A 24,403-nucleotide genomic window follows, 5' to 3' on the forward strand; every position below is an offset into this window, starting at 1 on the left:
TAATGAAGAGTTAAACAATGGTTCTGAGTATCTAAAGTTCCAATCATTAACTCTTTGGTACTCGGTTAATGCAATTCGCAGTTTTCCTTTAAACTTACTGACAATCCCTGCATATCATCTAATTCGTTTAGATTGATATTTAGATATATTCCTGCGATGATGACAATGCCTGCAATAATAATTATTGGTACACTCCATAATGTCAATGCCCCTGCAATAACCCCAATAACCACACTGGCCACCACCGCCTTCGCGGCATCCATCGTAATATCGACAAGAAAATCGACCAGGTCGTAGTCGGATTTAAAGATCAGTTCGATGACTCGCCACGCCATTGAGGCGAAAATACAGAATCTAGTGCCTTTAATTAGCGCATTCCCCAGCCCGCGGATCCCTATACCCATTTCCAGCATTTGCGGATGGTCGACTGCGTATCGGGTGCCTTCCAGAATGCGGCGCATCCCCGGATAGCCGGTTATTTTTATGTAAGTCTTACCCTTAAAAGGATATTCAATCGCTCTGATACCCAGCGACTTAAAACGAAATGCAATATCCCCTGCGGAATTTTCGAAAGTCATCAACTTGCCGATACTGCTGCCACCTTCAAGAATATCCTTGATGTTACCAGGGGCAAGGTTGTAGGAAAAAAACTCATCCACTTCACCGAGTAATTCTTCGGTGACTTGCTGTGCTTCCTCCAGCGTTAGCAACATGATGTAACGATTTTCGGTAATGAAAGTGCCATTCGTTAATGCCATATCTCGTTGCAGCGGGTTCATGCTCGGGAAAGAACTGAATGTGTCTTCTCCCCGCAATAAACGTTTGCCTTCATTTACCCGTCGCCAGTAATCCGCACCTCTGAGTTCTGTCATTTTTCATCCTTAATCAGTAAACGCGTTCATTCCACAGGCTGTAAGTGCTGGTGCCCGCAATACAGTGTTCCCAGGTAATTGTTTCATAACTGAAGCTCACTCTTTCCTGCGCCTCTGCCCCACTTTCAAGAATACTGTGCGGTACAATAAAATCGATATTCGTCACACGGGCACCGGTTAACTTCACTTTGAAATAACACTCGCCCATACCGGTTCTGTTAATACGGTGTAATTCTAAATCGCAGGCCATAATTTCATTTTCTGAAATCGCTTTTCCGAGTAGCGGCGTAGATTTATCTATCGGTTTAAGAATGGTGACGACGTGATGATTGGCATTCTGTGTGCGGGATAATGTGTGTTTCATGCTATAGACCATGATCTGGTCGATATGTCCGATTTGCGCTTTATTACCGATCGAATCCTTTGATGAACATCCGCCAGAGATCAATCCCTGTGTTTGTCCGTTTAATGTGAGATACGTCAAGTTTGCCAAAATAGTCTCTTAAACGTTATATGAATGGATAATAGTTTGAAAAATATAAATCAACTATTTCTGACATAATTTTGTTCCTGAGAGTTTTTAAATACAAGACCTGTTATTTTAAAATCTGACTAAATCATTCAAAGCATTTATATCGTCTATATAAAATAGAATAAGCATTAGTTTATGAAATATAATTTCGAGATAAAAAAAGGCCGCAACGTTAACCGGTGCGGCCTTTTTATCGACATCAATAATCAGCTATTAATGCCCTGGCTACGGAGATAGTCTTCGTAGTTACCCGAGAAATCGATGACACGGGTCGGTGTCATTTCCAGAATACGGGTTGCCAGTGAGCTCACGAATTCACGGTCGTGGGAAACGAAGATCAGTGTGCCTTCGTACATTTCCAGCGCCATGTTCAGTGACTCGATAGATTCCATATCCAGGTGGTTTGTTGGTTCATCCATGATCAGGATGTTAGGACGCTGCATCATCAGTTTCCCGAATAACATACGACCTTTTTCACCACCGGAAAGTACTTTGACTTTCTTCTTGATATCGTCCTGACCGAACAGCAGACGGCCCAGCACGCCGCGTACGGCCTGCTCGTCGTCTTTCTCGGATTTCCACTGGCTCATCCAGTCGAATACGTTCATGGAGTCATCGAATTCATATTCGTGATCCTGCGCGTAGTAACCGATTTTTGAGTTTTCGGACCATTTCACTGAACCGGTTTCCGGCTCATGCTCGCCGACCAGCGTTTTCAGCAGCGTCGATTTACCGATACCGTTCGCGCCCAGAATGGCGACTTTCTCGCCCACTTCCAGCATCAGACCGAGGTTTTTAAACAGCGGGCCGTTATCGAAACCTTTGGTGATTTTTTCCACTTCCAGCGCATTACGGAACAATTTCTTGTCCTGTTCAAAACGCATGTAAGGGTTCTGACGGCTTGAAGCTTTGATTTCGTCGAGCTGAATTTTATCAATCTGACGGGCACGGGAAGTCGCCTGTTTAGATTTGGAGGCGTTGGCGCTAAAGCGGCTGACGAAAGATTGCAGTTCAGCAATCTGCGCTTTCTTCTTGGCGTTATTGGCGCTCAGAAGTTCACGAGCCTGCGTTGCCGCCGTCATGTATTCGTCGTAGTTGCCCGGATAAACGCGCAGCTCGCCGTAGTCCAGATCCGCCATGTGCGTACACACCATGTTCAGGAAGTGACGGTCATGCGAAATGATGATCATGGTGCTGTTACGTTCGTTCAGCACCTGCTCCAGCCAGCGAATAGTATCGATGTCCAGGTTGTTCGTTGGTTCGTCGAGCAGCAGAATTTCCGGGTCAGAGAACAGCGCCTGCGCCAGCAATACGCGCAGTTTAAAGCCCGGTGCGATTTCGCTCATCAGGCCATAATGTTGCTCTACCGGAATACCCACGCCGAGCAGCAGCTCGCCCGCACGGGATTCGGCGCTGTAACCGTCCATCTCGCCGTATTCAACTTCGAGATCTGCCACTTTATAGCCGTCGGCTTCGCTCATTTCCGCCATCGCGTAAATGCGGTCGCGCTCTTCTTTCACAGCCCACAATTCGTTGTGGCCCATGATCACGGTGTCCAGCACGGTGAATTCTTCGAAGGCGAACTGATCCTGACGTAATTTACCCAGACGCTCGTTCGGGTCGAGTACGACGTTACCCGCTGAAGGCACTAAGTCGCCACCGAGGATCTTCATGAAAGTGGACTTGCCACAACCGTTCGCGCCGATAAGGCCATAACGGTTACCGCCGCCAAATTTCACGTTAATGTTTTCAAATAACGGCTTGCTGCCGAATTGCATGGTGATGTTGTAAGTACTTAGCACAACGCTCGCTCTTAATTGGGAAATGTGATTTGGCGCGCATTATGCCACAACGGCGCGTCGGGATCGCCTCTCGTTGTGTACAAATTTCACTCGATAGTAAAAAAATTCGTCATGCGCGGGGAAATGTTTGAATTACACACACAAAAAACCCGGCCTCAGCCGGGTTTTCCAGTACAACGCCTGAAATCAGAAGTTGTAACCGATCACGCCGTAGTAACCCCAGCCGGTAGATTTCACATCGAAATTACCGTTACCGAAGTTCAGCTCAGCGCCGTCAGCCCACTGGCCGCCGTTGTGGAAGTAACGCGCCACAAACGAGTAATGCCAGTGTGTGTAGTTCAGCGAGAGGATATGGCTGGACGCGATAGAGTTGTTAGAACGCGCTTTGTTGCCGTTCAGGTCACGGAAATCGTCGTCGCCCAGTGAGGAACCCCAGTCGAAGTTGGTGAACCCGATGTAGCTCAGGTTACCGCCCCACATTTCAGTCAACGGAACGAAGTATTTCACTTTGAAACGGTAACCGTCCCAGCTGTTTTCGTTGGCCGCGCTGTAGTTTTCCCACTGGTATTTTGCATACACGTTCAGAGACAGGCTCATCGGCAGATGGGTGTCGATGTCGGTGCCCAGACCCATGTACCAGGTGTTCTGACGGTTATCGCTGTCCGGACCCATATCGTAGATATAGTTGTTGGCGAAGTACCATTCTTTGAACGGACCGAAGCTCAGATCGGTGCCGGTCAGCTTATCAATAGAGAAACGCGGTTCGATCTCCATAAACAGCGGAGAACCGTTTTTGTCCCAGATACCGGTGTCGTTGCCGTTACCGGCGCCGAAGGTTTTAGGAATATCGATATAGCCGTAGAAATCGAACCAGTCTTTGTGCGCAAACGCTTCATATTCAAGGTAAACGTCGTTACGCAGGGTCGGTCCGAAACGGGTATCGGCGCTGCCTACAACGTTTACACTCTGGTGCCACCAGTCAGAAACAAATTCGCCCTTGCTATCATCAGCGAGCACGGTCGCGCTGTAGGACAAAGCCATCAAAGCGCCTGCTGCAATAATTTTATTTTTCATATTTATACCAGAAGCGGGGGAGGAACAGCGCCTTGCCACTTTCAGACGCTGCATATATCAAACCCTAAAACTGTGATCCGCAACCGATTGCTGCACATAGTATAAAAACATGCAATTACCAGTGACTTCCTACAAGAGTTAACTTTTCTTAGCTAATAAATAGATTTGGTCAAGGTTTGTCAATTTGTGTTTCATCCTGATACATCCTCAATGTGATATCGATCACAGATATGTTTCAGGATGAATTCATTCAGCCGCCTGAAGCGGTGATAATCCCGTGCTGATAAAATGACCATTCGTTATTTGTCATGCTATAATCATGACAAATAACGGTGCGGAGGCACACATCATGAATATCAAAAATACCGGGCTGTCTTCCGGCTCTGTGCAAGATTCTGCAACGCCGCTCTGGCAGTCTGCGGGGCTTCCCGCAAGCAGCGGAATCAGTTTGGTTAATGCCATACAAAAGGGCTTTCCGGTTGATAGTATTAGCCGTCTTAATACTGAGCTGGGATGGCCGAAAATGGTGTTACTGGAAATAATGGGCATTAACGAACGCAACTATGCGCGTCGTAAGGCCGGAAACGGATTACTGAAAAGTGAAGAGAGCGAGCGTGTGGCGCGTCTGGTGCGCATTGTGGATGCCGCAACGGATTTGTTCGAAGGGGATCGTATCTCCGCGCTCGAGTGGTTCACCCGCCCTGCGCCGGCGCTGGACGGTTCACGTCCGCTGGAGTTGCTGTCTTCTGAAGCGGGCGCGGTGGAAGTGAGTCGCCTGATTGGTCGTCTGCAACACGGTGTCTTCAGTTGAAGCTGTTTCGCATCGTACAGAACCGCCATCTGGCAACGGCCTGGTCGGGCGCGGGTGCGCAGCTTTATGGCGGGCGCTGGAATCCGCCGGGCAGGCCGGTCGTCTATGTCACCACCAGCATTTCGCTGGCCATACTGGAAATGCTGGTGCACTTACAAAACAGCATGCTGATGCGGTCCTACACGTTGCTGAGTATTGAGGTGCCGGAAGAATTGCTCGACAGGCTGGACGTGTCAGAACTGGCCGCAGACTGGCGAAGCGCATCTCCGCCGGACAGCACACAACGTCAGGGTGACGCCTGGCTGGCGGAAGGTGATTACGTCGGGCTGAAAGTGCCGTCGGTCATTGTCCCGACGGAATACAACGTGCTGCTCAATCCGCTGCATCCTGCGTTTGCGGATTTACTGAGTTCAGTACAACGTGAGCCGATGATGTTTGACCCGCGCCTGCAATAACCTGCTGGTCTGCTTGCAACGCGGGCCGGACACTCACTCTGTTTTTCTGTTGCTGCGGTAAATCAGGGCCAGCGCGATGACCAGACAAGGTATCGCCGCCAGACGGTGCCATGAGAACGGGATGGACGGATTATCCAGCCAGCCGAAGTTATCAATCAGCATGCCCATCGCCAGTTGCCCCAGAATTACCGCGACCGTCGCCACCGCCGTCCCCACTCGCGGTACTGCCGTCACCATAATGATGATGTAAGGCACGCCAAACAGTGCGCCAGCCAGCTGCCATTTCGGTACGGTCAGTAACGTCGCCTGCTGCGGCGTTTGCAGAAACAGGATCAGCACAGCCGTGATCGCCGCGCCCACGCTGAAGGTCAGGAAGGCACTTTTCAGGACGCCCACTTTTTCACCCAGCTGACCGTTTACCGCCGCCTGCATACTCAGCGCGGCCCCCGCCACAATCGCCAGAATAATCATAATCAGTTCAGTCATCGGTTAACTCCAGGCAATCAGAACAAGGGCGGCAACGATAAACAGCAGAGCCAGTAAACGCTCCCTGCCGACTTTCTTGTGTGGCGTACCAAACCAGCCGTAATGGTCGATCAAGACGCTTTTCGCCACCTGCCCTGACAAAATCGCGATCATGGTCATGCCGATGCCAATCACCGGCGTCGCCAGCGTCAGCACCACGACATACACCGGCCCCAGCAAGCCACCGAGCAGCGTCCAGCCGGGTTGTTCGGTAAACGACGGCGCATTGCGCGGGCTGAAAAACAGCACCAGTAATCCGGTCAGCACTGCGCCGACCCCAAAAATACTCAGCGTGGCCCACAGGTGCCCCACTTCCGTCCCTAACGGCCCGATCAAACCGGCCTCCAGCGATAGCCCCATCCCCGCCAGAACGACCAGCGGAATTAACATCAGATTCATTAGTAGTGTGCTCATATTATTTTAAGAAGCGGCGACTATAGCGTGGCACTGCTTTGCGAAAAACAGCACAATAAGGAAAATACCTTTGCGGATATTGCACAGATGAAAAGTTTCAATCAGATCAACATCCAGTCTTTACGGCTGTTTGTTGCGGTGCTCGACCAGGGAAATTTCTCGGAAGTGGCCCGCCGCGAAGCGATGTCGCCCTCAACGGTATCGCGCGTCATTTCACAGCTGGAGCAGGCATTACAAACCCAGTTGCTGTACCGGAATACGCGTGCAGTCAGCCCGACCGAATCCGGAAAATTGCTGGCTGAACGCGCACGTCAGGTACTGGCTCAGCTTGAACTGGCGGAACTGGATTTGCAGGAGCAGGATAGCGAGCCGGGTGGCCTGATACGCATCAATGCGCCGGTAGTTTTTGGCCAGCGGCATATCGCCCCCTGGCTACATGAGCTGAGCGCCCGTTATCCGCGTCTGAATATTGAGCTGATGCAGACCGACGATTTCATTGATCCGTTACAGGACAGCGTTGATCTGCTGATCCGAATCGGCGTGATGGCAGATTCCACCCTGCAGGCCCGCACGCTCGGACAGCAGAACTTCCGTCTCGCCGCCAGCCCTGCCTATCTTGCCCGTACAGGCACACCGCAAACGCCGGAAGAGTTAGCCGCTCACAGCTGCCTGGTATTTAAAGGATTTGCCGGTTCGCAACGCTGGTACTTCCGCCAGCCGGAACAGGAATGGCGTTCGTACAGCCTGCGCGGCGTCCTGACCAGTAATAATGCGGAAACCCTGACAAAGGCAGCCGTGGATGGCATGGGGCTGGTGGTATTCCCCACCTGGTTAATCGGCGACGCCCTGCGCGACGGGCGGCTGGTCAGCGTGCTGGAAGATCATCAGGTATCCACCTCGCCCGAGCCGCAGACCATATCCGCGCTGTACCCGAATGCACGAAAAGCCTCGATCAAAGTGCGGGCGGTGATTGATTTTCTGGTGGAGAAGTTTGGCAGCCCGGCATACTGGGAGTGAGTCTGTTGCACTGAAGCTTTTTTAAAGACAGATCGAGAATATTTCGGTTTCTCAGGTGCTGGGATCACTTAACTCACCGCGGCGAAACCGACCAGAGGGGAAAGGCTTTTCCCCTCTGAACTCCCCTCGCTTTTTTCAACACGCGCTCTGCCTGCTGGCTATGTTTCAGGTATCACCGCGACAGGCTGGAAATCTTGCCGCTGCGCGGTGCCTTCTCTCGGTCCTGAAGCCTTAGGTCTTCAGGCCGCTCCGTTCAGCAAGATTTCTGAATCGCCCGCAGGATCTTAAATTCAAGAACAGAACAGATTTATCTTTTAGAAAATGTTGATTGGCGTGCTCAACATTCAGCTGACCAGAGCGGCAGCGCGGTGCCTTCTCCCGGTCCTGAAGCCTTGGGTCTTCAGGCCGCTCCGTTGAGCAAAATTTCTGAATCGCCCGCAGGATCTTAAATTCAAGAACAGAACAGATTTATCTTTTAGAAAAAGTTGATTGGCGTGCTCAAAATTCAGCTGAACGGAGCGGCTTCGAGACCTATGGCTCGAAGACCGAGAGAAGGCAGTGCGAAGCACCTGAATTTACGCCACTCACTGATGCGTCAGAACATGTCCATCGTCCCAGCGAAGCGCGCAGTAAAAAGAGCCCGGGATTCTTAAGGGTGGCGGCGATAAGCCACCCTTAAGGCCGGTGTGGGTGGCAACCCACGGTGTTGACCTTAAAGCTTAAAGCTGAAAGCTGAAAGCTAAAAGCCCCCCAACACCATCCCCACATGCGCTATCCCATCTTCATCATAAATGTCGGTATTCGCCACAAACCCCAGCCTGCCGTAGAAACCCTGTAAATGCGCCTGTGCGGAAATCACCACGCGCGCATCCGGCCAGTGTTTATGGCAGGCTGCCAGTGCCTGTTCCATCAGCTGATACCCCAGCTTCAGGCCGCGGGCTGACGGGGCGACAATCACCCGCCCGATCGCCACGTCATCGGCATGGCGCAGGATCCGCGCGTAGGCGGCAGGTTTTCCCTCCAGCCAGGCGACGATATGCCGGTTTTCACCGGCCAGATCCTGCCCGTCGATATCCTGATAAACACAGGTTTGTTCCACGATAAAAACTTCCGTTCTCAGCGCCAGAATGGCGTAAAGCTGCGCCGTGTTCAGGTCACTGTGATGATAATCCTGCCAGTGAAGCGATGATGAGTCGGTCATGAAAAAGTGCCCTGCCTGTTTCTGAAAACCAAAAAAAAGAGATATTCCTGAGAATATCTCTTTTTAACACAGATTTTACAGCCAAATTATCAGGCGGTTTTTTTCATCGGCTCGGTGCGAACCGGTGCATCGCCTGCGGTGTAATACTCCGCGGTGCTGCGCGGCAGGGACTGACGGCCACGGATTTTATCGGCAATCTTTTCGGCGATCATGATGGTTGTCGCGTTCAGGTTGCCGGTAATGATCTGCGGCATGATGGACGCATCCACCACGCGCAGGTTTTCGATTCCGTGAACGCGCCCCTCGCCGTCCACGACCGCCATCTCATCGCTGCCCATTTTACAGGTACACGACGGATGGAAGGCAGTTTCCGCATGTTCGCGGATAAACGCATCCAGTTCTTCGTCAGTCTGCACGTTCTCGCCCGGACTGATTTCCCGGCCACGGTATTTATCCAGCGCGGGCTGATTCATGATTTCACGGGTGATGCGGATGGCATCGCGGAACTCATGCCAGTCCTGCTCTGTCGACATATAGTTGAACAGAATGCTCGGGTGCTGGCGCGGATCTTTTGATTTCACCTGCACGCGGCCACGGCTTGGTGAGCGCATGGAACCGACGTGTGCCTGGAAACCGTGCTCTTTCACCGCGTTGCTGCCGTTGTAATTGATCGCCACCGGCAGGAAGTGATACTGAATATTCGGCCAGGTAAATTCTTCACGGCTGCGGATAAAACCGCCCGCTTCAAACTGATTACTGGCCCCCACGCCGGTGCCTTTAAACAGCCACTCAGCCCCAATCGCGGGCTGGTTATGCATCTGCAATGCCGGGTACAAAGACACCGGCTGGGTGCAGCTGTATTGCAGGTACATTTCCAGGTGATCCTGCAGATTTTCGCCGACACCCGGCAGATCGTGCACCAGCGGGATCTCCAGGCGGTTCAGCAGTTCAGCCGCGCCGACGCCGGAACGTTGCAGGATTTGCGGCGAGGCAATCGCGCCGCTGCACAGCAGCACTTCGCGTTTCGCGTTCGCCGTTTTCGCGTTGTAATCGTCGCCTTTGAAATAGCTGACGCCCACGGCACGCTTGCCGTCGAACAGAATTCTGTCGGTCAGCGCGTGCGTCACAATGGTCAGATTGGCACGCGGTTTGGCCTGATCCAGATAGCCACGGGCAGTGCTGGCGCGGCGGCCTTTTGGCGTCACGGTGCGGTCCATCGGGCCGAAACCTTCCTGTTTGTAGCCGTTCAGATCGTCAGTACGGGAATAGCCCGCCTGCGCACCGGCTTCGATCATCGCTGCAAACAACGGATTGTTGCCATTTTTTGGCGTCGCGACGCTCACCGGCCCTTCACCGCCGTGGAAATCGTTCGGGCCGATATCACGGGTTTCCGCTTTACGGAAATACGGCAGGCAATCCAGATAACTCCAGTCTTCCAGACCCGGCGCTTTCGCCCAGTTGTCGAAATCCATCGCGTTACCGCGGATGTAGCACATGCCGTTAATCAGCGATGAGCCGCCCAGACCTTTCCCGCGCCCGCATTCCATACGGCGGTTGTTCATGTGCGGTTCCGGGTCCGTTTCATACGCCCAGTTATAACGACGCCCCTGCAGCGGGAACGCCAGCGCCGCAGGCATCTGCGTGCGGAAATCCAGACGGTAATCCGGGCCACCGGCTTCGAGTAACAGCACGCTCACGCTGCTGTCTTCGGTCAGGCGGGTGGCGAGTACGTTGCCGGCGGAACCGGCACCGATAATGATGTAATCGTAATCCATTAAAATCTCCTCTGTTGCGGCGGATTAAAAGACTGAGCTGAATTCGCCCAGTTCGACCTGCACGGATTTGATTTGGGTGTAATGCTCAAGCGTGGTGATGCCATTTTCGCGCCCGACGCCGGAATGTTTATAGCCACCCACCGGCATTTCTGCGGCGGATTCGCCCCAGGTGTTGATCCAGCAAATCCCGGCTTCGAGTTTGTGGATCACGCGGTGCGCGCGGTTGAGATCCTGCGTCACCAGTCCGGCCGCCAGACCGTATTCGGTATCATTGGCGCGGCGGATCACTTCTTCTTCGCTTTCATAGGTCAGAATGCTCATCACCGGCCCGAAGATCTCTTCACGGACGATCGGCATGTCATCGCGGCAGTCGGTAAAGACCGTCGGCGCAACGTAAGCGCCTTTGGCGTATTCCCCGCCGGTCATGCGCTCACCGCCGGTCAGCAGCGTCGCGCCTTCCTGTTTGCCGCTTTCGATGTAACGCAGCACGGATTCCATGTGCGCAAAGCTCACCAGCGGGCCGAAGTTGACGTTTTCGTCAGTCGGATCGCCCGCACGGATGCGTTTCACGCGCTCCAGTATTTTGGCTTCAAAGGCTTTATTTAACGTTTTTGGCACAAACACGCGGGTGCCGTTGGTGCACACCTGGCCGGAGCTGTAGAAGTTCGCCATCATCGCGATGTCAGCGGCTTTATCGAGATCCGCATCGTCAAAAATGATCAGCGGCGACTTGCCGCCCAGTTCCATGGTCACTTCTTTGAGCGTGGAAGCCGAGGCGCTGGCCATGACTTTTTTGCCGGTTTTGATGCCGCCGGTGAAAGAGACTTTAGCGATATCCGGATGATCGGTTAACGCCTGCCCGACGCTGGCCGCGCCTGTCACCACGCTGAACACGCCATCCGGCACGCCCGCTTCGCTGTAAATTTCGGCCAGTTTCAGGGCGGTCAGTGAGGTATTTTCGCTCGGTTTAAACACCATCGCGTTACCCGCTGCCAGCGCCGGAGCGGATTTCCACAGCGCTATCTGAATCGGGTAGTTCCAGGCACCGATCCCGGCGACCACGCCCAGCGGCTCGCGGCGGGTGTAGACGAAGGAAGAATCGCGCAGCGGAATTTGCTGGCCTTCAATCGCCGGGATCAGGCCTGCGTAATACTCCAGCACATCCGCGCCGGTCACGATATCGACGGCCAGCGTTTCAGACAGCGGTTTACCGGTGTCGGCGGTTTCGATGGCCGCCAGTTCGTCGTTACGCTCACGCAGAATGTCCACGGCGCGGCGCAAGATGCGCGAGCGGCTCATGGCGGTCATCGCTGCCCAGACTTTCTGGCCTTTCTGCGCGGATTTCACCGCCAGATCGACATCTTCCTGCGTGGCGGATGGCAGGGTCGCAATCACATCGCCGTTGGCCGGGTTCACTGCATCGAAGGTTTCATCACCGGTGCTGTCCTGAAAACGCCCGTTGATATAAAGTTTTTGCTTGCCGTAGCGGGACATACATCTCTCCTCGGTCTGTGCGGTCTGAATGTTTTCTGCTGTGCTCAGGTGAGCTGTGATTCAATGTGGCGGCGGGTGATTTGCATCGCCTCGGCGCGGTTGAACTCTTTACCGCTGAGTGCGCCGCGCAGCCACAGGCCATCAATCAGTGCGGCAGTGCTTTGTGCCGCAAGACGCGCCTCTTTTTTCGGCAGAAAACGTCTGAATTCAGAACATAAATTTGAATAGAGCCGGCGGCTGTTGACCTGTTGCAGCCGGTACAACTGCGGGTGATGCATACTGCTCGCCCAGAAGGCCAGCCAGGTTTTCATCGCCGCGCTGTTGGTCTGACTGTCGTCAAAATTGGCTTCTGCAATCGCATGCAGCCGCGCCGTCGGTGCGGTATCCGTCAGCTGCGATAACCGCAACTGCACCCCTTCCCCCAGATGACTGAGCAAATAACGCATGGTCGCTTCCAGCAGCCCATTCTTGTCACGAAAGTAGTGACTGATGATGCCGTTGGAGACGCCAGCCCGGCGGGCGATTTGCGAAATCGAGGCATCGTGCATGCCGACTTCGTTCACCGCTGCCAGGGTTGCCTCAATCAATTGCTGCCGTCTTATGGGCTGCATTCCTACTTTGGGCATGGTTCCGGCTCCTGAAAATGAGCGGGTTGAAACGCGCTTAAAAAACCTTTTTTTACGCTGTCGCTCAACCTTGTTAACGCTCTGACGTCACCTATTTAACTTTTTTTTGATTGAACGTTCAATTAAAAATGCATATATTTTATTACCAATACGTTAGTAATTTGTATGAATTTTGAGATGAAGTAGCGTCTATTTTATTGAAAATTAGAAAGTAATTAACACATCAGGGGAAAACATGGCGACTGCCGATACGACAGAAAAACATGCTGAGAAACCTCGGGACCAGCTGAACAAGGTGGTGTTCTTCACCTCCGCCGGTCTGATTTTAGCCTTCACATTAATGACCATTTTCTTCACCGATTTTTCCGGAAAATGGATAAGCCTGACCCTTAACTGGGTATCCGCCACCTTCGGCTGGTATTACATGCTGGCGGCGACGCTGTACATCGTGTTTGTAGTGTTCATTGCCTGCTCGCGCTTCGGCTCGATCAAACTCGGTCCTGAACAATCCAAACCCGAATTCAGCATGATGAGCTGGGCGGCCATGCTGTTTGCCGCCGGGATCGGGATCGACCTGATGTTCTTCTCGGTCGCCGAACCGGTGACGCAATACATGCTGCCGCCGGAAGGCAACGGGCAAACGCTGGAAGCGGCGCGGCAGGCAATGACCTGGACGCTGTTCCACTACGGCCTGACTGGCTGGGCGATGTACGCGCTGATGGGGATTGCGCTCGGCTATTTCAGCTACCGCTATAACCTGCCGCTGACCATCCGTTCGGCGCTGTACCCCATTTTCGGCAAACGCATTAACGGGCCTATCGGCCACAGCGTGGATATCGCTGCCGTGGTCGGCACCATTTTTGGTATCGCCACCACGCTCGGTATCGGCGTGGTTCAGCTGAATTACGGGCTGAAAGTGCTGTTCCAGATCCCGGAAAACCTGACCGTTCAGGCGGCACTGATCCTGCTTTCGGTGATTATGGCGACGGTGTCGGTGACCTCCGGCGTGAACAAAGGCATCCGTATTCTGTCGGAACTCAACGTGCTGCTGGCGCTGGGGCTGATTCTGTTCCTGCTGTTCTTCGGCAATACCGAATTCCTGCTCAATGCGCTGGTGCTCAATATCGGCGATTACATCAACCGCTTTATGGGCATGACGCTCAACACCTTTGCCTTTGACCGCCCGACCGAATGGATGAACAGCTGGACCCTGTTCTTCTGGGCCTGGTGGGTGGCATGGTCGCCGTTTGTCGGCCTGTTCCTGGCGCGTATTTCGCGCGGGCGCACCATCCGTCAGTTCGTGCTCGGCACGCTGATCATCCCGTTTGTCTTCACCCTGCTGTGGCTGTCGATTTTCGGTAACAGCGCGTTGTACCAGATCCTGCATGGCAATCTGGATTTCGCCAACGAGGTGATCGCACACCCTGAGCGCGGCGTGTACAGCCTGCTGGCGCAGTATCCGGGCTTTACCCTGAGTGCTTCTGTCGCCACCATTACCGGCTTGCTGTTTTATGTCACGTCGGCGGATTCCGGCTCGCTGGTGCTGGGGAACTTCACCTCAAAACTGGCTGACATTAACAACGATGCCCCTAACTGGCTGCGGATCTTCTGGTCGGTCACCATCGGCGTGCTGACGCTGGGCATGCTGATGACCGACGGGGTTTCCGCGCTGCAAAACACCACGGTGATCATGGGGCTGCCGTTCAGTTTTGTGATCTTCTTCATCATGGCCGGCTTGTATAAATCACTGCGTCTGGAAGATTACCGCCGCGCCAGCAGCCAGCAGACAATGGCTCCGCTGCCCGCAACCAGTGACGCCGCGCTGAACTGGAAACAGCGTCTGTCACGGGTGATGAATTATCCGGGCACGCGCCATACCCAGAAAATGATGGATAACGTGTGCCGCCCTGCGATGCAGGAAGTGGCGCAGGAACTGGAACTGCGCGGGGCAAAAGTGACCTTTAACGAGCACGAGCCTCAGGAAGACGAGAAAATCGGGCCGCTGGAATTGCAGGTCGCGCTGGGCGAAGAGCAAAACTTTGTCTATCAGATCTGGCCGGTGCGCTATGCGGTTCCCGCCTTTACCTATCGCGCACGCGCCGGTAAATCGCATTATTACCGTCTGGAAACCTTCCTGCTGGAAGGCACGCAGGGTAATGACCTGATGGACTTCACCAAACATCAGGTGATCAATGACATTCTTGATCAGTACGAACGTCATCTGAACTTCCTGCACATCAACCGTGAAGCGCCGGGTAACACCCTCACCTTCCCGGAACAACCGGTATAATCTGAGCTCACAAAAAACCCGCGCAATGCGGGTTTTTTTATACGCGTCAGAACATCCGCCACGTCAGCGAAGAAACGGCAGCACTTTCTCCAGCAACAGTTGCGGTTGTTCTTCAGCAAGATAATGCCCGCACGGCAACGCCTCTCCCTGAACGTCTTCCGCCACCTTTGCCCATTCCTCCAGCGGCGCAAAACAGGTGCCGACAGTGCCTTTTTCGCCCCACAGGATCAACAGCGGACAACGCACTTTGCGGGATGCATTCCGGTCAATCTGATCGTGTTGCAGGTCTATCGCAGCAGAAGCCCGATAGTCCTCGCAAATTCCGCGCGCCGTCCCATCAAGTTGCAGACAACGCAAATAATCTGCGTAAGCTTCGTCGGTGAAAGGTTGCATACCGGCGCTGCGGCTGCCCATTACGCTGCGCAGGTAGAGATCAGGATCTGCCAGGATAAGGGTTTCCGGCAGCGGTGCCGGGCGGATCAGAAAGAACCAGTGCCAGTAAGCGCGCGCAAAGGCCTCGCTGGTTTGCTGATACATCGCAAGCGTCGGCGCGATGTCCATCAACGCCATCCGCTTCACTGCCTGCGGATGATCGAGCGCCAGCCGGTGTGCGACCCGCGCGCCGCGATCGTGGGCGATCACGCTGAACTGGCTGAAACCGAGCGCGGCCATCAGCTCGAGCTGATCCTGCGCCATTTCGCGCTTGCTGTAACGCAGATGCTCCGCGTCCGGTTCGGGTTTACCGCTGTCGCCGTAACCGCGTAAATCAGCCAGCACTACGGTGAAATGAGAAGTGAGGTGCGGCGCAACGCTATGCCAGATCGCCTGGGTTTGCGGGTGTCCGTGCAGCAACAACAGCGGCTCGCCCTGCCCGGCGATGCGGTAAGCGATCTCCGTTCCGCTGACTGCCATCCGGCCTTGGGTAAAATGTTCAAACATGGGTTTTCTCCTTTTTTACCCATCTTAGCCGCTGGCCGGTCAGCAACAAGGCCACAAATGAAGATCGCCGGTTTACGATCTGTGTTTTGACGCACCACACTCAGGCCGTTGCCCGATAACCGCGAAGTTGCGACGCTGGCATTATCCGTTACGTTTATCAGGGCAATAAAATGAAGCCAAAAACGCTGTATGAAAAACACATCGACAGCCACAGCGTCCGCGCTCTGGATGATAAAGGCCACGTGTTGCTTTACATCGACCGGCAGGTGATTAACGAATACACCAGCCCGCAGGCGTTCAGCGGTTTGCGCGAGGCGAACCGTCGCGTCTGGCGGCCTGAAACCTCGCTGGCGGTGGTCGATCACGTTAATCCGACGACGCCGTTACGCACCCGCCAGATGCCGGATGCCGGGGGGGCGCGTCAGGTGTCCTATCTGGCAGAAAACTGTGCCGAATTTGGCATCGAGCTGTTTGATATTCTCGATAAGCGTCAGGGCATCGAACACGTGGTGGCACCGGAACAGGGCTTTATTTTGCCCGGCATGGTGATTGCCGCCGGAGACAGCCACACCACCACCTACGGCGCGTTAGGCGCGTTTGGTTTTGGTATCGGCACGTCCGAAATTGAGCACCTGCTGGCCACGCAGACGCTGGTCTATAAACGCCTGAAAACGATGCGCGTCACCGTCAGCGGTGAATTGAAAACCGGCATCACCGCCAAAGACGTGGTGATGGCGCTGGTGGCAAAAATCGGCGCGGCGGGCGCAACCGGTTATGCCATCGAATTCTGCGGTCAGGGCATCGACATGCTGAGCGTGGAAGGCCGCATGACGATATGCAATATGGCCGTTGAAGCCGGGGCGCGCGGGGCGTTTATGGCACCCGACGACAAAGTGTTTGATTACCTGAAAGACAAGCCGCGTGCGCCGAAAGGCCAGCAATGGGCGGACGCCGTGAATGTCTGGCGTGAATTGCACAGCGATGCGGACGCCGTGTTTGACCGCGAAGTTGAACTGAGCGCCGCAGAAATTGCGCCGATGGTCAGCTGGGGCACCAGCCCCGATCAGGCGCAGGCGATTAACGGCCAGGTACCGGATCCGCTGGCAGAATCAGATGCCTCACGCCGTAAGGATTTACAGCGTGCGTTGCAGTACATGGGGCTGCGCGCCGGTCAGCCGCTGAACAGCATCCGCATCAGCCATGCGTTTATCGGTTCCTGCACTAACGCGCGCATCGAGGATTTACGCGCTGCCGCCGAAGTGGTTCGCGGGAAAACCGTCGCACCGACCGTACGCGCAATGATCGTGCCCGGCTCCAGCCAGGTGCGCGCGCAGGCTGAGCAGGAAGGTCTGGCAGACATATTTATTCAGGCCGGTTTCGAATGGCGGCAATCGGGGTGCTCGATGTGTCTGGCGATGAATGACGACGTGCTCGCCCCTGGCGACCGCTGCGCATCCAGCACAAACCGTAATTTTGAAGGCCGTCAGGGCGCGGGCGCACGTACCCACCTGATGAGCCCGGCGATGGTGGCAGCGGCGGCCATTTGCGGCCATCTGACCGATGTCCGTGACCTGTAAGGAGAAATCATGGAAGCTTTTAACGTACTGACCGGTATTGCCGCGCCGTTGCCTGCGGCGAACGTAGATACCGATGTGATCATGCCGAAACAGTTTCTCAAGGGCATCGACCGCAACGGGCTGGATCGCGGGGTATTTTTCGATTTGCGTTTCCTGGCGGACGGCTCGCCCGATCCGGCGTTTATCCTCAATCAGCCTGAGTGGCAGAATGCCAAATTCTTACTGGTCGGGCCGAATTTCGGCTGCGGCTCCAGCCGTGAACATGCGGTGTGGGGACTGAAACAGCTCGGGATCCGGGCGCTGATCGGCACGACGTTTGCGGGGATTTTCTTTGATAACTGTCAGCGCAACGGCGTGCTGACGGTACAGCTGGATCCCAAGCCGTGGGCGCAGATTGCGCAGGAAGTGGTTCATGGCGACAAAAACAAAATTACCCTGTATCTTCCGGCGCAACGGATTGGCCTGCAAAACGGTGAAGTGATTGATTTTGCAATCGATGAGCTAAGTAAGGTTTCGCTGCTCAACGGGCTGGATGCTATCGGCACCACACTGCAATATCGCGATGACATCCGTGAGTTTCAGCAAGGGCATTTGCAGCGCAATCCGTGGCTGGCGTAACGCTTGACCACGAAACCGGCGTCAGCCCAGTAACTGGCTGAAACGCTGATGCAGAAACTCAACGCACACCCGCAATTTTGCCGAGTCCGCCAGCCGCGTGGGATATACCGCCCAGACGCTGGCGGGCTGGGAGAATTGCGGTAACACCTGCACAAGCTCGCCCCGCGCAATGTAAGGCTGCACGTCCCACTGCGAGCGCAAAATGATGCCGTGGTGCCGGAGCGCCCACTGCAACACCACTTCGCCACTGTTAGACGACAGCGCCCCTTTCACCCTGACCCGGTGCTCCTCGCCTTCTGCGGTCAGCGACCAGAGTCCGAAAGGATTGTCGCGCTCTTTGAGCACCAGACACTGATGCTGTGCGAGCGCTTCCGGCGAATCCGGCTCGCCGTGGGCGGCCAGATACTCCGGGGATGCGCAGAGGATCCGCTGATGCTCTGCCAGTTTTTTACCGATGTGCTGCTCCGGAATGTCATCGCCCACCAGAATTTCCAGATCAATACCTTCTGCAACCAGATCGACCACGCGGTCAAACAGATCAAGGCGGAGATTCAGTTGCGGATAACGCTCGGCCAGCTCGGCCACTGCCGGCGCCACATGGCAGCGTCCGAAACCGAACGAGCTGCAGATATGCACGTTGCCGCGCGCTTCACTGCGCGAATCCGACAGGTCGCCGATGAAGTGATCAAACGTATCGAGGATTTGCAGTGCCCAGCGCTGTGTGCGTTCGCCGTCTTCAGTCAGCCGTACGCCGCGGGTCGAACGGTGCAGCAAACGGCAATTCAGCGACTCTTCGAGGATCTGAATGCGTTTGCTGACATAGGCCGGAGACTGCCCGAGCTCCGTGGCGGCGGCGGCAAAACTCTGCTTATTCACGACAGCCAGAAAAACCCGTAAGTCTTCGGCCAGTGGCAAACGCGCACGTTCGCTGGTCATGATTACAGACCGAAGACCGGCTGGTTCAGTTTTTCCGCCCTGTGCACGTCGCTGGTTTTCACACCCGCGATCTGCATTTTTTCCTCGGCTTCTTCAATGTCTTCATTATCGATTTCCAGCGATTCCTGATCCTGCCCTTCCTGAGGCGTCAGCGCCAGTTCGACCATGATGGGAAAGTGATCCGAGCCCATGAATCCGAGGCGTTGCAGGCCGATGAGCGTGAAATGTTTACTGTGGAAAACGTGATCCAGCGGCCAGCGCAGGAACGGATAACTGGCGTGGAACGTGTTGTACATGCCACGGCCACGACGCGGATCGAGCAGACCGCTGACTTTCATGAACAGGCGCGTGGTGCGCGACCATGCAACGTCGTTCAGGTCGCCGGTCACAATGGTCGGATAGGTCGCTTTGGCCGCGGTGTGCCCGACGGCGATAAGCTCACCGTCGCGGTCAGTGGATTCATCGGCTTCGGTCGGGCTTGGCGGCATCGGGTGCAGGCAGTGCAGTACGACCTGTTCCCCGGAGGCCAGTTCGGCGCGAAAATGCATCGACGGAATATCGTCGGCCACCAGATACTGAATCTGTGCGTCGTGCAGCGGCAGGCGCGAGTAAACGTGCATGCCGTAGAGATTATCCAGCGGGCAGCGCAGGCTGTGCGGGTAATCCGGCTCAAGCGGTGCCATCTGATCTTCCCACCACTGATCCGTTTCCAGCAGGACCACGATATCGGGCTTATTTTGCTGGATAAGGCTCAGTAATTTACCGGCCTGACGGTTGGTGGTTAGCACGTTGCTGTTGATAATTTTGATGCGGGAATGCCCGTTCGGCGCGACTTTTTTGACCTGCACCGGATGCAGACGCGTGTAGGGCAAAATCCACCAGCTCTGATAGAGCATGCAGGCCACCGTCAGCACGATGGTGATGGTCGAGAGCACGCCGCCAAACGGCAGAATGTACAGCTCAGTCAGCAGGAAAACTAAGCATAAAGACGCCATTTGCAGGCGGGGAAAATCCCATACCCGCACCCACCAGTGTTGATTGCGGGAGAGGGGCAGCAGCGTCAGAAGGGTCATTATGACCGTCAGTACGCAAACTGTAATTCGAAGTGCTTCCATCGGTCATCAGCCCTGATAAAAAAATAGCAGAAGAGAATACTCTCAATACCTTGTTAAGCGATTGTGACTTAAAAAACGAGGAACGACCAGAAGGATGTCGCCACCTTTTCTGGTTGAAGAAAAAGATGGCGACGTGGGGCGAGGGTTATTTTGCCGGTGCGACCGGATCGGCTACGTGGCACCAGTTATGCTGCTGGACAATCCCGCCGTCCGGAGACGTGTAGCCGATACAACCGAGCAGGGTGTCATACAGTTTTTCATGGAATGCAGGCTTCTTCTGCGCAGCCATTTTTTGCAGCTGTTCGAAACCGGCTCTGTTCTGATCGTTGGCGAGGAATTTGTCCGACGCCCAGACCATAATCGGCACGGTACGCTGCTCAGGTGGCGCGTGATCGCGCGGTGTGCCGTGGAAGTGCATACTTTTTGAAATCGACTCGCCGTGATCGGATGCGTAGAACACGATGGCATTTTTATCGCGCAACTGGTCAAACACCTGCGACAGGAAATAATCGGTATACAGCAGTGAGTTGTCGTAGGCGTTGATCATCTCCTGGGTAGAACAGGAATCGTCAATGCCCATGCATTCCGGCTGATATTTGGCGAATGAACGCGGATAGCGGTCGGAATAGAGATAATGCGACCCTTTGGTGTGCAGGATGATCAGATGTTTACCGTTTGGATGGTTATTCAGCGAATCTTTCATTTCATCGATCAGCAACATGTCATCGACCGGCTTACCGGCGTTGCGCTTCTCAGAAGCAATGTTTTCACGCAGGGAATAATCGTCGGCGCGGGTTTTGTTATAGAACCAGGCTTCACTTTGCATGGAATACAACTCTGAGCTCCAGCCTTTGCTTTTCAGCACGGAGAACACGTTGGCTTCCTTGAGCGTACGCTGCGGCGCTTCAGACGCCCCGCCCTCGCGCACAAACATACAGCGCAGGGAAAGCTTGGTGGCGGTGTCGCAGGAATAGCCCTGCAAGGCCACAAGATTCTTCTCTTTATCGAGATTCGGCGTGTTATCACGATCGTAGCCATACAGGCCCATGTGATCGCGGCGTGCACTTTCACCAATCACAAACACCACGTACATGTCTTTGGCATCTGCCGGTTCGTTATAGGTGAAATGTTTGGCCGGATCGAACAGGTTTTTGGTGTCTTCCGCCTGGCTGTAGCTGCTGTAGACATACAGCCCCAGCGCCGAAAGCCAGTTGGACGGCGAATAAGTGCCCGCCACCACGCCACCGTAGCTTGCCATCATGCGGTTATTCACCAGATCATGACGATCCTGCACTTTGCCCATCATTTGCAGCGGCAGGTAACAGAGCAAACCGGAGACGACCAGCAGAACGATTTTCACTGCCAATTTTTTCAGGGTGGTTTCTCTGAATGCCGCGCCGGGCATGGTGCTCAGCCACAACAGCAGTACCGGGATCAGGCTGACCAGCACCGTCCAGGCGATGAAATGCGTACCGATGGATTCTTTCGATAAATCAATGGAGTCTGACGCCAGTGCCGCCGCCAAAATACCGTAACCGATATCGACGTTGAACAGGATCATGTAGTAGCTGGCCGCGGCGGAAGAGATCACCACCACGCTCATCAGAATGCGGAAGACCGTTTTCCCGGTAAACGACAGCAGCACACACAGGAAATAGACCAGCGCAAAGGCGGCCAGCATTTCAACGGCGATCGACAACGCATTGTCATAGTGCAACTGGGAGTAACGTCGGAAGAAAATCGGAAGGTTAAGCAGGATCCCAAGATAAAGCGCAATGAACAGAAAAATGCTCTGTTGCGAAAGTAATCGTAATTTTTGCATTAGTAATAAATGGCTCTTTGGTGAGTCTGTTTACGTCATGTTGACCGCTCGTACCGGAGGATTGAAAACACTCCTTAGGACTATTCAGACTCCGGGCCGCGTATTTTCGTTCAAATTCATTCGTTTCTTCCAATGTGATAATGTAACAGGATTAACGAAACCTTTATCTTTCAGTGAGATAATGTTGATAATTTTCTTACACCCGCTGCCCGTTTCTTACGTTTATTGAGAAACTACTGAGAAAGCTTGTGCTCTTCGCGCGGAAAAGTGAGCGTGAAGCGGGTTTCTCCCTGCGCGGAACTCACCACCCGGACACTGCCCTGATGCAGCGCCATAATGGCCTGCACGATGGACAACCCCAGCCCGCTGGAGCTGCCGCCTTCGCTGCGCGAAGCATCGGCGCGATAGAAACGGTCAAACAGTTTGCCGAGTTTTTCAGGCGGGATCGGGTCACCCTGGCTTATCACATGGATATCCATGCCTTTCCCATGAGACTCTGCGCGCACGCAGATTGCCGTTCCCTGATGCGCATAGCGCACGGCATTGGCGACCAGATTGCTGAGCGCACGCTGGAACAAAATGGCATCGGCGTAAACAATTCCCTCGCCCGCGCTGTGCAACGTCATCTCGCGCTCTTCTGCCAGTCCTTCGAAATACTCCTGAATACGGGTCATTTCCGCCGACACATCAATACTGGTGAGGGTCAGCACCGAACGCGCATCGGTGGCGCGCGCCAGGAACAGGATGTTTTCCACCATGCGCGAAATACGCTCCAGTTCTTCCATGTTGTTCGCCAGCAGCGTTTCATATTCCTCGGTGCTGCGCGGCTGATACAGCGCCACCTGACAATGCCCCATCAGCGCGCCCACCGGCGTGCGGATCTCATGCGCCAGATCGGCGGAGAACTGCGTCAGACGCTGATAACCTTCCGCCAGCCTTTCCAGCATGTCGTTAAAAGAAAAGATCAACTGCTGCAATTCCTGCGGCGCATTTTCACTGCTCAGACGGGTGGATAAACTGGCCGGATGAATTTTCGTTGCCTCCTGCGCCATATGCCGCAGCGGACGCAGCCCCCGGCGGATGACGCCATAGCCCAGCGCAGCAATCAGAAAATAGGCAAACAGCACTGCGCCGGTTATCTGCCAGCGGAACGTTGACAGCATCCGCGCTTCGCCGGTCATGAAGTGCGCCGCGGTGATCTCCACCGTGCTGCCATCCTGCATTCTGACGGCGGCACGGGCGAAACGCACCGGCGTGCCGTCGGGCGCAGAGAGGCTATGCACGGTGCCAAGGGTTAACGGCTGGCCGTCCGGCACCGGTGCCACTGCCGGTAACTGTAAACGCGAAGGATTGACGTTAATCAGCGCGGGCTGCCCGCTGAGGCGGAAGGTCAGAATATCGCGCTCGTTGCCGAGCATATTTTCGAACAGGCCGGGGTTGTGGCTGAGCTGTGACAGCGGAAATTCGCTCGCCAGCAAATGACGAAAATACTGCACGCGCCCGCTGACCTGATAATCGGCGCGGCGCACCAGCTCTTTTTCCAGCGAGTAATAGAGGTACACCCCGACGGCGCTCACCACCAGAGAGGCTAACAATGCAAACAGCAGCGTGGCCCGTAGCGTCAGGGACATCGCGCGTTGTGGTGTTGATTTCGCAGCAAATTCAGTCATGGCGCACTTCGCAGACATAGCCGATGCCGCGCACGGTATGGATCAGTTTGACCTCAAAGGCGCGGTCGATTTTGGCGCGCAGGCGTTTGATGGCCACATCCACCACGTTGGTGTCGCTGTCAAAATTCATATCCCACACCTGAGAAGCGATCATGGTGCGCGACAGCACTTCGCCTTCGCGGCGCATCAGCAAATGCAGCAGCATAAATTCTTTGTTGGTCAGCGCGATGGTCTGATCCTGACGGGTGACGCGGCGGCGAAGCAGATCGAGATTGAGATCGGCGACGCTGTAGATATCCGGCTCACGGGCGGCGGGACGGCGCAGCAGCGTGCGAATACGCAGCACCAGTTCGGTGAAGGAGAAAGGTTTGATGAGGTAATCGTCTGCGCCCAACTCCAGACCGTGAATGCGATCCTGCACTTCGTCGCGTGCGGTCAGGAACAGCACCGGCACGTCGCTTTTTTTACGCAGCACTTCCATCACCTGCCAGCCATCAAGCCCCGGCAGCATGACGTCAAGGATCACCGCGTCGTAACCGTCCTCGAGCGCCAGAAACAGCCCGTCAGCGCCATTACGCGCCAGATCCACGCTGTAACCTGCTTCGGTCAGCCCTTTTTTCAGGTAATCGCCTGTGCTGACATCATCTTCTATCACCAGTATCCGCATTCAGGCCCTCAGCGCCGCATGACCATTCACCCAAAGAATGATTCCTGGGAAGTTTATCAGTTTCGTCAGACACCTTTGATGACAATTTTGTCATCAACTTGTCATCTGCCAATCCCGGTTTATCGTCCACTCTTAATGAAGTCATTCCTCACTGCCTCGTGCAGTGATACC

Annotated in this window: 22 protein-coding genes; 6 read left to right on the forward strand and 16 right to left on the reverse strand. The window is 54.6% G+C overall.

From position 1 onward, the window contains the following. Positions 1–65: 65 nt before the first annotated feature. The 4 genes from ACO0U8_RS11435 to ACO0U8_RS11450 all read right to left on the reverse strand — a co-directional run bounded on the left by ACO0U8_RS11435 (position 66) and on the right by ACO0U8_RS11450 (position 4,280). Positions 66–872 (reverse strand): hypothetical protein, encoded by an 807-nt coding sequence (locus tag ACO0U8_RS11435; RefSeq protein ID WP_421670810.1) that lies wholly within the window; start codon positions 870–872, stop codon positions 66–68. Between the two features lie 13 nt (positions 873–885). Next, complete coding sequence (locus tag ACO0U8_RS11440; RefSeq protein WP_421670811.1) at positions 886–1,365, reverse strand: Hcp family type VI secretion system effector; 480 nt, start codon at positions 1,363–1,365, stop codon at positions 886–888. Between the two features lie 245 nt (positions 1,366–1,610). Continuing rightward, entirely contained in the window at positions 1,611–3,206 is a 1,596-nt protein-coding gene (locus ACO0U8_RS11445; RefSeq protein ID WP_072158016.1) for an ABC-F family ATPase, read from the reverse strand. Between the two features lie 186 nt (positions 3,207–3,392). Further along, positions 3,393–4,280, reverse strand: a complete 888-nt coding sequence (locus ACO0U8_RS11450) for a nucleoside-specific channel-forming protein Tsx (RefSeq protein ID WP_056769154.1) — start codon at positions 4,278–4,280, stop codon at positions 3,393–3,395. Positions 4,281–4,629: 349 nt separating this feature from the next. On the opposite strand from ACO0U8_RS11450, the gene parS reads away from it, so the two are divergent. Continuing rightward, positions 4,630–5,091, forward strand: a complete 462-nt coding sequence (parS, locus tag ACO0U8_RS11455; RefSeq protein WP_122094690.1) for a type II toxin-antitoxin system Xre/ParS family antitoxin — start codon at positions 4,630–4,632, stop codon at positions 5,089–5,091. Then, entirely contained in the window at positions 5,088–5,546 is a 459-nt protein-coding gene (locus ACO0U8_RS11460) for an RES family NAD+ phosphorylase (RefSeq protein ID WP_421670812.1), read from the forward strand. The genes parS and ACO0U8_RS11460 overlap by 4 nt, the downstream gene beginning before the upstream one ends. Positions 5,547–5,579: 33 nt before the next feature. On the opposite strand, the gene ACO0U8_RS11465 is transcribed toward ACO0U8_RS11460, so the two are convergent. Together ACO0U8_RS11465 and ACO0U8_RS11470 are read right to left on the reverse strand one after the other, a co-directional pair. After that, positions 5,580–6,032, reverse strand: coding sequence for a DMT family transporter (locus ACO0U8_RS11465; protein WP_136377113.1), 453 nt, complete (start codon positions 6,030–6,032; stop codon positions 5,580–5,582). A 3-nt stretch (positions 6,033–6,035) separates the two neighbouring features. Beyond that, entirely contained in the window at positions 6,036–6,470 is a 435-nt protein-coding gene (locus ACO0U8_RS11470; RefSeq protein WP_056769148.1) for a DMT family transporter, read from the reverse strand. A gap of 102 nt (positions 6,471–6,572) precedes the next feature. Here ACO0U8_RS11470 and ACO0U8_RS11475 point away from each other — a divergent pair, with 102 nt between their 5' ends. Further along, complete coding sequence (locus tag ACO0U8_RS11475) at positions 6,573–7,502, forward strand: LysR family transcriptional regulator (RefSeq protein WP_122095602.1); 930 nt, start codon at positions 6,573–6,575, stop codon at positions 7,500–7,502. Positions 7,503–8,241: 739 nt separating this feature from the next. Here ACO0U8_RS11475 and ACO0U8_RS11480 read toward each other — a convergent pair. From ACO0U8_RS11480 to betI, 4 genes are all read right to left on the reverse strand, one after another. Then, positions 8,242–8,703, reverse strand: a complete 462-nt coding sequence (locus ACO0U8_RS11480) for a GNAT family N-acetyltransferase (RefSeq protein WP_421670813.1) — start codon at positions 8,701–8,703, stop codon at positions 8,242–8,244. 89 nt (positions 8,704–8,792) lie between these two features. Then, positions 8,793–10,478, reverse strand: a complete 1,686-nt coding sequence (betA, locus tag ACO0U8_RS11485; RefSeq protein WP_421670814.1) for a choline dehydrogenase — start codon at positions 10,476–10,478, stop codon at positions 8,793–8,795. 24 nt (positions 10,479–10,502) lie between these two features. Further along, entirely contained in the window at positions 10,503–11,972 is a 1,470-nt protein-coding gene (betB, locus tag ACO0U8_RS11490) for a betaine-aldehyde dehydrogenase (RefSeq protein ID WP_421670815.1), read from the reverse strand. A gap of 44 nt (positions 11,973–12,016) precedes the next feature. Then, the gene (gene betI / locus ACO0U8_RS11495; protein WP_122094679.1) at positions 12,017–12,598 is read right to left on the reverse strand and encodes a transcriptional regulator BetI; all 582 of its coding nucleotides are present in this window, start codon (positions 12,596–12,598) and stop codon (positions 12,017–12,019) included. A gap of 235 nt (positions 12,599–12,833) precedes the next feature. On the opposite strand from betI, the gene ACO0U8_RS11500 reads away from it, so the two are divergent. Continuing rightward, positions 12,834–14,888, forward strand: a complete 2,055-nt coding sequence (locus ACO0U8_RS11500; protein ID WP_122094677.1) for a choline transporter — start codon at positions 12,834–12,836, stop codon at positions 14,886–14,888. 63 nt (positions 14,889–14,951) lie between these two features. Here ACO0U8_RS11500 and ACO0U8_RS11505 read toward each other — a convergent pair whose 3' ends face one another. After that, positions 14,952–15,827: an alpha/beta fold hydrolase gene (locus tag ACO0U8_RS11505; RefSeq protein ID WP_421670816.1), complete on the reverse strand. Its 876-nt coding sequence runs from the start codon at positions 15,825–15,827 to the stop codon at positions 14,952–14,954. A 170-nt stretch (positions 15,828–15,997) separates the two neighbouring features. On the opposite strand from ACO0U8_RS11505, the gene leuC reads away from it, so the two are divergent. Together leuC and leuD are read left to right on the forward strand one after the other, a co-directional pair. Further along, positions 15,998–17,404: a 3-isopropylmalate dehydratase large subunit gene (gene leuC, locus ACO0U8_RS11510; protein WP_421670817.1), complete on the forward strand. Its 1,407-nt coding sequence runs from the start codon at positions 15,998–16,000 to the stop codon at positions 17,402–17,404. Positions 17,405–17,413: 9 nt separating this feature from the next. Then, entirely contained in the window at positions 17,414–18,022 is a 609-nt protein-coding gene (gene leuD, locus ACO0U8_RS11515) for a 3-isopropylmalate dehydratase small subunit (protein ID WP_421670818.1), read from the forward strand. 21 nt (positions 18,023–18,043) lie between these two features. Here leuD and ACO0U8_RS11520 read toward each other — a convergent pair whose 3' ends face one another. The 5 genes from ACO0U8_RS11520 to ACO0U8_RS11540 all read right to left on the reverse strand — a co-directional run bounded on the left by ACO0U8_RS11520 (position 18,044) and on the right by ACO0U8_RS11540 (position 24,232). Beyond that, positions 18,044–18,958, reverse strand: coding sequence for a LysR substrate-binding domain-containing protein (locus ACO0U8_RS11520; RefSeq protein ID WP_183847691.1), 915 nt, complete (start codon positions 18,956–18,958; stop codon positions 18,044–18,046). A 2-nt stretch (positions 18,959–18,960) separates the two neighbouring features. Then, positions 18,961–20,073, reverse strand: coding sequence for an endonuclease/exonuclease/phosphatase family protein (locus ACO0U8_RS11525; protein WP_421670819.1), 1,113 nt, complete (start codon positions 20,071–20,073; stop codon positions 18,961–18,963). A gap of 145 nt (positions 20,074–20,218) precedes the next feature. Continuing rightward, complete coding sequence (gene eptB / locus ACO0U8_RS11530) at positions 20,219–21,895, reverse strand: kdo(2)-lipid A phosphoethanolamine 7''-transferase (RefSeq protein ID WP_421670820.1); 1,677 nt, start codon at positions 21,893–21,895, stop codon at positions 20,219–20,221. Positions 21,896–22,128: 233 nt separating this feature from the next. After that, complete coding sequence (locus ACO0U8_RS11535) at positions 22,129–23,565, reverse strand: heavy metal sensor histidine kinase (protein ID WP_238485161.1); 1,437 nt, start codon at positions 23,563–23,565, stop codon at positions 22,129–22,131. Beyond that, positions 23,558–24,232: a heavy metal response regulator transcription factor gene (locus ACO0U8_RS11540; RefSeq protein WP_056769126.1), complete on the reverse strand. Its 675-nt coding sequence runs from the start codon at positions 24,230–24,232 to the stop codon at positions 23,558–23,560. Before ACO0U8_RS11540 ends, ACO0U8_RS11535 begins: the two co-directional genes overlap by 8 nt. Positions 24,233–24,403 lie beyond the last annotated feature (171 nt).

Source organism: Rahnella sp. EDr1-12 (assembly GCF_049206505.1).
Taxonomy (GTDB): domain Bacteria; phylum Pseudomonadota; class Gammaproteobacteria; order Enterobacterales; family Enterobacteriaceae; genus Rahnella; species Rahnella rivi.